The organism is Chamaesiphon sp. OTE_20_metabat_361 (assembly GCF_031364565.1).
The window spans coordinates 1-9,077 of sequence record NZ_JANLWO010000606.1; the positions used below are offsets into that span (position 1 = coordinate 1).

Annotated in this window: 4 protein-coding genes; all 4 read right to left on the reverse strand. The window is 49.9% G+C overall.

Annotated elements, in window-relative coordinates:
- Nucleotides 1-280 precede the first annotated feature (280 nt).
- Nucleotides 281-6,922 (reverse strand): AAA family ATPase, encoded by a 6,642-nt coding sequence (locus tag RMO35_RS17410; RefSeq protein ID WP_309742583.1) that lies wholly within the window; start codon nucleotides 6,920-6,922, stop codon nucleotides 281-283.
- A gap of 179 nt (nucleotides 6,923-7,101) precedes the next feature.
- Complete coding sequence (locus RMO35_RS17415) at nucleotides 7,102-7,656, reverse strand: GNAT family acetyltransferase (RefSeq protein ID WP_309742584.1); 555 nt, start codon at nucleotides 7,654-7,656, stop codon at nucleotides 7,102-7,104.
- Nucleotides 7,640-7,768: a hypothetical protein gene (locus RMO35_RS17420; RefSeq protein ID WP_309742586.1), complete on the reverse strand. Its 129-nt coding sequence runs from the start codon at nucleotides 7,766-7,768 to the stop codon at nucleotides 7,640-7,642. Before RMO35_RS17420 ends, RMO35_RS17415 begins: the two co-directional genes overlap by 17 nt.
- A 389-nt stretch (nucleotides 7,769-8,157) precedes the next feature.
- Nucleotides 8,158-9,077 (reverse strand): serine hydrolase (locus RMO35_RS17425; RefSeq protein WP_309742588.1); only part of this gene is annotated, 920 nt, incomplete at its 5' end.

A 9,077-nucleotide genomic window follows, 5' to 3' on the forward strand; every position in this document is an offset into this window, starting at 1 on the left:
GTGTAGATGGTTTCGAGTGCGTCGAGGTCGTTTGTTGAGTTCATGGGTTCGGGGTGTGGGGTGGGAAAGGGGGGAGTGTGGGAAATTGTATTTCCGGCATTGCTGAATTTGGGTACGATGCGTAGATCTTGCCCTCACCCCCAACCCCTCTCCCAAGCTTGGGTGAGGGGAGCCTGAACCGCAGGTGAGGGCGGGGTGAGGGCAAATCATACCTTAAATCAGCAACACCCTAAATCTATCGGTCGGGTATGTATTTAGTATACCCAACCATACTTCAAGATTAATCTTTGGTCGATTTAAATATAGACAATCTTGCTCCCGTCTCCCATCTCTCATCTCCCATCTCCCCTCTCAAGGATTCTTGAATGAGCTGGTGCAATTCGATCAATTTGATGGGTTTGGTGAGGTAAGCCGCCGCGCCAAGTTGCAAACAGCGATCGCGATCCTCAGTGCTAAAACCAGCCGTCATGACGATAACGGGGATGGGGGAGCGGCATAGCGCCGAGAGGGTCGCTCCCCCATCCGCGCTCGCAAGTTGGAGATCGAGCAAAATGAGATCGGGAGCGTGGCTGTGAGCCGAGGCAATCGCGGCGGGGGCAGTGCGAGCGACGATGACGCGATCGCCTTTGGCGGTGAGATAGTTGGCGAAAGTATCGATAATGACTTCACTACTTTCAGCTAGTAAAATCGTCGGCGCAACACGCGGCTGGGCGGGGGGATCTCGATCGGCGATCGTCTGGCTGGGGGTTGACTCTAGCTGCCAGCAATCCGGGGGTAGCATCACGCTAAAGCAACTGCCTTTGTTAACTTCGCTCGCGATCGTCACCGTACCGCCATGTAATTCGACAATTTGCTTGACTAGCACCAGCCCCAAGCCAGAGCCGGAGTATTTGCGATTGAGGCTGCTATCGATTTGGACGAAGGGTTGAAACAGCTTGGCGAGATCGGCATCCCTAATCCCAATTCCTGTATCGCTGACGGAAAAACACAACCAAGCCCCATCCGCCGCTGCGATGCTGACACTCAATTTAACCCGACCGCCAGGAGGCGTAAATTTGACAGCATTATTGAGTAAATTGATCAGCACTTGCCGCATCCGGCGTTCGTCTACAGCGATCCAATCTAGCGAAACCGCTAACTGGGTTTCGATCTGAATCTGCTTGGCGATCGCTTGGGGTTTGACTAAAAGTAAGCTAGATTTACACAGTTCGGTCAAACAGACGCGATCGAGATGGAGTTCGAGTTTACCTGCGGAAATTTTGGCAACATCGAGGATATCGTTAATCAGTGATAATAGATGTTCGCCACTTTGCTCGATTGTCGCGATCGCCTCTAGTTGTTGAAGGTTGAGTGTGCCGAAAACTTCGTCATCCTGTAAAGCTTCCGACATCCCCAGAATGGCATTGAGGGGAGTGCGGAGTTCGTGACTCATGGTGGCGAGAAATTCGTCTTTGAGTCGGGTGGCGCGTTGGAGTTCTTGGTTGGTTGATTCGAGGCGGTGATTGGTCTGCGAGAGTTTGGCTTCGGCGATTTTGCGTTCGTGTAACGCAGCTTGCTGTTCGGTAATATCGAGCATCACCCCATCCCAGACGATCGCGCCATCCGGTTGGAGTTCCGGACGCGCGGCATACTTAATCCATTTAATGCCACCAGCACGCGGCAGCATCCGCCCTTCCCAGGCGATCGGCGTCATCTGGCGTGCGGACTGAGCCATCACTCCGCGCAACTGAATGCGATCTTCGGGATGGATCGTATCGAGCGCGCAGTTAGCATCAGCCATCACCTCGGCGGGAGTAAGTTGGAGTAGTTCCCAGCAGCCCGAACTGACGTAAGGATAGGACATACTGCCATCCGGCGCGATCCGAAACTGATAGATAATGCCCGGAATATTATCAGCTAACTTTTGATACTGTCGTTCGGACTGACGCAGGGCGATCTCCATCGTCTGGCGATCGGTAATATCTCGACAGATGCAGATTAGTTTACCGTTGTCAAGTGAAAACAAGGTGACTTCTTGATTGAAAGTGCTACCGTCTTTGCGGAGCGCGATCGCTTCACCGCGCCAGCGACCACATTTACCGATCGCGGGGAAGGCTACGCTCTCAATCTGTTGGAGCTGGTCGGGAGTATACAAGCAGCGCCAATGGCGACCGAGTAGTTCGGCGACGGTATAGCTAAACAGATCGGCATGGCTCTGATTGAGATAAATAAACCGATCGCGATCGAGGATTGCAAAGCCATCTAGGGAAGCTTCGATCGCCGCCGAACGTTGGACGAGAGATTTGTATAACCGAGCATTATCTAGCGCGATCGCGGCTTGGTGACATAAAAAGGTAATTACGGTCTGGTGCTGCTGGGTAAAAATGGCGGGCTGGTGACGGTGTTCTAAATACACCACGCCTAAGACGCGCTCTTGTTTGACGATCGGCAGACAAAAGACGCTCGCAGGTTGATGTTCGAGTAAATAGAGGTCGGGAATCGCCAACGGTTGCCGCGCGTCCAAGAGCGCCGCTTGCTGGGTATTTTTAATCGCGTAAATTAAGTTAGCGGGATAGTCAAACCCATCGGCTAACGGTTGCGATAGCTGGGTCGTCGTCGCCTGGGTACCCTTGGCAATGACACTTTGGGAGCGAATCAGCCAGCGATCGGGATCGTCATCTGGCAAGACTAAAATACACGTCTGAGCGCCAGAATTCTGGAGCAGGATTTCACTTAGTTGCCGGATGAGTTCGGTTAGTTCGATCGTGCTTGCTAGGGTTTGGGCGGCTTGAATGACGATCGCCAGATCGAAACCAGTCGCATCCGTCCGCTCGGGCGGGACGGCGGCATAATTGGTAATCTGAGTTAGCGTTGCCAGAGCATCAACTTCGACCTGACGGGCAGCTAAAATCGGCGCTAAGAGCTGCGGATAGCGGCGTTCGAGGTCGGCGGTTTTGGCTTTAGCTCCCCATAAGACATAGCCATAATAAGCCGCCTGCATGTAAACTGCGGCAATTTTGGCTTTGCCCCAAGCTAGATAAAATTTAGCCGCCAGTTCGTTGGCTAAGGCTTCTTCTTGCGGGTATTCATTTGCCTTAGCTCCCGCGATCGCTCGATCGTACAATTCGATCGCTCGACTAAAATTGCCCAACACCCGACATTTTTCGGCGGCTACCAAATCGTATTGGTGTTGAAAATTACCGGGCATCGATCGAGCGCGTTTGCCTAACTCGCGGTGAGCCGCATCGATGCGCTTGAGTAATTTTTGCTGAACTCGTTTGTCGCTGTGGGAATAGGCTGCCAATCGCGTCAGGGCATCAAATAGCCAAATTCGCGCGATCGAGTAACCGCCCTTGGCTGAGTACTCATAGGGTAATTGAGCGTCGGCAGAGATTAAAGCATTGGGAATATCTTCAAAATGATAAGCCAGCAAAGTTTGGAAACCATACATCGTCGATAACAGGATGGCTTCATTTTTAGATTGCCACTGAGATACTAATGAGATCTCATCTTGCCCCTTAAAAATATCCGTCGGTCGATCTGATGGTGTATGTAAATTAACGATCGTCTGTCGCATCAGATCGAAAAACTGCTGGCTATTTTCGTCCTTCGAGCGGACGATTAATGCTGCTGCTGCCTCTAGGCGATCGACTACTTCATCTAACGGGATGCCAGCGTAAAATCTCGTGGCGATCGCGACCCCCGCATTGATACCGATATATTGTAAATCGGCACCCTCGATCGCCAGCCGCACACTCTCATCCAACATCGGGATCGTGCCGCGCAACGGCTCTTGCCAAGGTAGAGCATACCAAGGCGCAATTACTTTTACTCGTCCGGTAACTGCTAAATTAGCATACCGATCGGCTAGCATAATTGCCAGTTGCGCGATTCGATAAGCCTGTTTTAATTCACCCAAACTAGAAATTACAATGCAGTAAGTAGCATAAAAACTCGCCACCCAAGGGGTATTACCATCCCGCAAAGTCAGTCGAATACCTACAAAACTCACAACCGCCATCAATTCCTGCGAACAGAAAAAAGCTGAAAACTGTAACAGATTCAAGATGTTCAATCGGGCAATTTTTTTTGGATCGACAATCTCTGGTAAAGCTAACAATCGCTCGTTTGATTTACCCATCAGGGCAATTTTTGTTTTAACTAATTCTCGCAGCAGCGTTAAGCGATCGGGTTTTGGAGATATTTTAGTCCCTAATTGTTGCAGGATTGCTAGCCCACTAGCAATCGCCTGTTGATATTGCTTTTTAATCCCATGATACCGAATCATCGTCTCATAGCTTTTAGCGCGATCGAGCGGCGTCCGCGCGCGCTCTAAGACAATTTGCACCAATCCAGGTACCGATTCAAAGTCACCACTGAGGAAAGCCGCATCGGCGAGTGTTTCATAGAGTGCTAGCGTCAGCGGATATTGCTGCGTCCATCCCGACTCGCCCAGGATCTCCGTGCCGATCCGTGCATACCTAAAGGCTGCACCATAAGCATTGGCAGCTCTGGCTTGCCGCGCCGCTTGGAGATTGAGCTGTGCCAGCAGCGCACGTTCGGCTGGCTCCTGCACCAATGCCTTCGCCTTATTCCAATGACTGACGATCTCAAACAAATTTGCGAGCGGCGGTTGCGATCGAGTATTGGCGAGTAACAACCGTCCGATTTGTAAGTGCGTTTGTTGTTGCTGCTCGGAAATTAAGGAATATGCCGCCTGCTGGACGCGATCGTGCAGGAAGCGGTAGAGGGTAGAGGGTAGGGAGTGGGGGAGTGGGGGAGTGGGGGAGACTGGGCGAATGGGCGAATGGGCGACTGGGAGACTGGGCGAGTCGTCGGGAGCATGACTCCCACCAGCAACATAATCCTGTAAATCCTCCAAATCCTGTAAATCCTGGTCGAATTTGTATATTTTGCCGCTAGGCAAAATCAAACCAGCCTCTAATGCTTGCCACAGTAGAGTTTCCACACTCGATCGCGACTGTTCGGCAACGATTTCCAGGGTCTGAAGGTCGAAACTATTGCCGATACAGGCGGCTAATTTGAGGAGCTGTTGGGTTGGCGGCGGCAATTTTTGGAGCTGGGCTGCCATAAATTCGACAATATCATCGCTCAGTGCCAAAGTTTGGATGCTGGCGATGTCACATTCCCAATTGCCCTGGGCATTAAACCAGATCTCACCCGCGTCATATAAAGCCTTGAGAAACTGGGTGGTAAAAAACGGATTCCCTTCGGTTTTGAGGAAGATGAGTTCGGTTAGGGGTTGGGTTCGGGAGCGTGGACACCGTAACGTATCTGCGACCAATCGCGCCGTATCATCGAAGGTCAACGGTGCTAGACTAATCGTGCCGATCGCTCGATCGGCTTGCTGCAATCGCTCGATCGTCAACATCAATAAGTGCCTCGATGCCACTTCATTGTCCCGATACGCCCCCAAAATCAGTAAATAGCCCCTACCTGCCATCAATAGCTCGATCGACTCCAGAGAAGCAGCATCCGCCCACTGCAAGTCATCCAAAAAGATTGTCAGGGGGTGTTCGGGGGTGGCAAATACCGCAATTAACTTTTGAAATAAGCCACTAAATCGCTGCTGTGCCTCCGCTGGCGCTAACTCGATAGCAGGCGGCTGTGCGCCGATAATCCGCTCTAGCTCCGGAATGGCGGCGATTAGCACCTGTCCGTTATGCCCCACCGCTGCCAAAATCTGACCTTTCCATGCGGCTACGCGATCTTCACCTTCGCTCGTCAACTGCGCGATTAAATCCCGCAGGGCTTGAACGAAGCCCCACAGCGGCAGATTTCGATTGAATTGGTCGAATTTACCCTTGATAAAATAGCCGTGCTGACGCGTAATTGGTTTGTGAACTTCGTTAATCAGCGCCGTTTTGCCAATCCCCGAACAGCCCGCCACCAATACCAATTCGCTCCCCCCCGCCGCCACTCGATCGAACGTATCGAGTAAACTTTTGACAGCTAATTCCCGTCCATACAGCCGTTCGGGAATCATAAATCGATCGCTCGCATCCCGCTGCGCCAATGCAAACGCGCCGATTCTCCCCGTTGTCTGCCACTGCTGCAAACAGTACTCCAAGTCATACTTGAGTCCCAACGCACTCTGATACCGATCCTCCGCCTGTTTCGCCATCAACTTAGCCACAATTTCGGCGACTACTGCGGGTACTGCGGGATTCACCACATCGATCCGCACCGCCTCCCGCTCCAGATGACAATGAATCAAATCGAGCGGATCTGCCATCTCAAATGGCAATTTCCCAGTCAGTAATTCGGATAAAGTTACTCCCAAACCATAAAAATCAGTCCGATAATCGATCCCCCGATTCATCCGCCCCGTCTGTTCGGGCGCTAAGTAAGCCAGCGTGCCTTCCAACCAGCTCGGACTTTGCAATTCTAAATATTCGCGCGGTAACAGGGACGCAATCCCAAAATCAGTCAACTTCACCTGTCGAGTAGTCGGATTTATCAGAATATTGCCCGGTTTGAGATCTTTATGGACGATCCGCGCTCGTCCCAGTGCGTGCAACGTATCCGCCAACTGGATCGCGATCTGGAGGACATCCACCACGGGTAAGCAATTATTTTGGCGATAACTTACCAACGAGATGCCCCCAAAATCCTCCATCACCAACGCATAGCCGAGATCGGATGCCTCTAAGCTGTAAACCCTCACGACCCCCGGTAAATCGAGATGTTTGGCAGTGCTGGCGTCGCGCCCCTGGAGCAGCAGATACTGATGGCGAAAATTGAGTAATTCGCGCTCGGTTGGATACGCGGCTGTCAATAATTTGATAACTACCGATTTCGGCTGACTGGCTGATTTTGGCTCAATTGGCTCTGCCCGATACACGACAGTTTTAGCATCGCGAAATAGTTCCTCTCTCACCCGATACCCACACAGATGAAATCCCAAGCTGCTACTGGTCATAATTTCCCGATCCGATTGCCGATTTCTCACCACATCTTTAATATTCCCCAGGATCGGCTGGATGCGATCTTAGGGGTAGAGGGTAAAAGGTAAGAGGTAAGAGGTAAAAGGTAAGAGGTAAGATCGTCCACTTTGCCGAACAGTTTATTACCTAATCCCTAAAGCCTAAAGCCTAATCTCTAAAGCCTAGTTAAAAATGCCAACATATAAAACGAATTACCATTAAACTCAAATTCATCGATTATTTCTAGGTTGAGTTTGCGGGTATGTGCGGCAAACGATCGCTGATTTAGTTTATTGATAAAAGTTACGCCGACTGGAAATTTGGGTGCGAAACTCGATCGCATCAAATCGAATAGCTGCGGAAAGATATCACTACCCCGAATAGCTCGATCGAGACAGATCGGCCCATACTGAAAACTGCTATCGACAGTAATTTCTCTACCTTTAAATCTCAATTTGGGTAGTCGATCGACCATCACCCTGAAAATCTCCCACTGCGAGAAAAACGTCCAATCCCCAGCCAGTAAATAACCGACGATCTGCCCTGCATCTTCAGCTACAAATACACCATCTTGCAATCGCAATTGTCGAAGCAATTCGGGCGTAAATGGTGTCGTCACAAATCCACCCGCCAACTCTGCTGGCGCTAACTGACTATACAAATTGCGAGACTGAAGATCGAGAATACCATCAAAATCGGACTCGCTTACATTTCTAATAATTGGAGTCATGCAGATTGAATTGATAAGACAAATTTACCAATACTAACATATCTTTATCGACTAACCGATCGAGTGCAACCAGCCAGTAGGGTGGGCACTGCCCACAAACAGTTTTTGACATAGTAATGTGGATATTGAGAGTGGTTAAAATCGCTCGACTAGTATAGAGATTGCTCGATCGCTTAGCGTACCGTAGGTAATCGAATAAAACAGTTTAAACTCTTATTGCTTCGGCTTTATATGGTCTGTGGGCATTGCCCACCCTACGTTTCTACGTTTCTAAAATTAGCTCACAACAAGGATCTGTAGGTTGGGTTGAAGAATGAAACCCAACAATCCCAACCTGTAACTCTGGTGGGGCGTTGGGTTTCGCGGCCCAACCCAACCTACAGTCTAAAATAATAGGCAGCACCCACCATCATAAAATTACTTCTTACCTTTTACCTTTTACCCTTTACCTTTTACCTTTTACCTTTTACCCATTACCTTTTACCTCTTACCTCTTACCCTCTACTTCTGGCTTACTTGGCGATTATTAATATAGTTATAAGTCAGCTTCGATACTTCCTGGACAAAACTGCGAGCGCGAATATCGTTAAACGATCGCTTCACAAAAATACCCGCCAAATAGAGCTTGCCATTGGGCATTTCAATGATTCCGGCATCGCCAATCAATCGTCCTAGCGTACCAGTTTTGTGGGCGATCGCGGCACCTTTACCCAATCCGGCGGGGAGGAGTTTCCGATTTTCAGTTTGATTGAGAATATCTAACACTTTACTCCGGCTGGCTTCACTAATTAATTGATGCTTGGCAAGTAAGGCTGACAATCTTACGAGATCGGCGGGACTAGTTGTATTCGCCCCTTTAAAGTCTCCCAATGGGCGGTTGATGACTGTTTTTCGCAGTCCCCAGCTCTTGAATTGACGATTGAGCGCCAGCTTCCCTCCTAGCTTGTCAATAATCATATTCGTACCTGTATTGTCGCTAATGGCGATCATCATCGTGGCTGTTTTAAACACGCTCAATTTTGCACCCGGACTATTTTGGAGTTCGCCCGAACCGCCTGTAATTAAATCGCGTCTGACTGTCAGGGTATCATTGAGGCGAACTTTGCCAGTATCGACGGCTTGAAATAATGCCATCAAAATTGGTAACTTGATCGTACTGGCTGCGGGAAAAGTTTTTTCGCCATTAATATCTAAATAATTACCTGTATCCACTTCCATGAAAAACATCCCAGGGGAGAGGTAATCGTATTTTGCCACTAAGCTGTTAATTTGGCTCTTGAGGGCGGTCATTTCCTGCCCGATGGGTACGACACCCGCAAAGACGACCGGACTGACTGGGACGGGCTGAATGCGTCCTGTGCTAGCGGTAGCCACGCCTCGATCGATCGATCGCAATTTTATCGACCACCGGGAAGGTAAAT

Coding starts and splice junctions, on each gene's coding strand:
- RMO35_RS17410 (WP_309742583.1), bottom strand. CDS start 6,922: ATGACCAGTAGCAGCTTGGGATTTCATCTGTGTGGGTATCGGGTGAGA.
- RMO35_RS17420 (WP_309742586.1), bottom strand. CDS start 7,768: ATGTCAAAAACTGTTTGTGGGCAGTGCCCACCCTACTGGCTGGTTGCA.
- RMO35_RS17415 (WP_309742584.1), bottom strand. CDS start 7,656: ATGACTCCAATTATTAGAAATGTAAGCGAGTCCGATTTTGATGGTATT.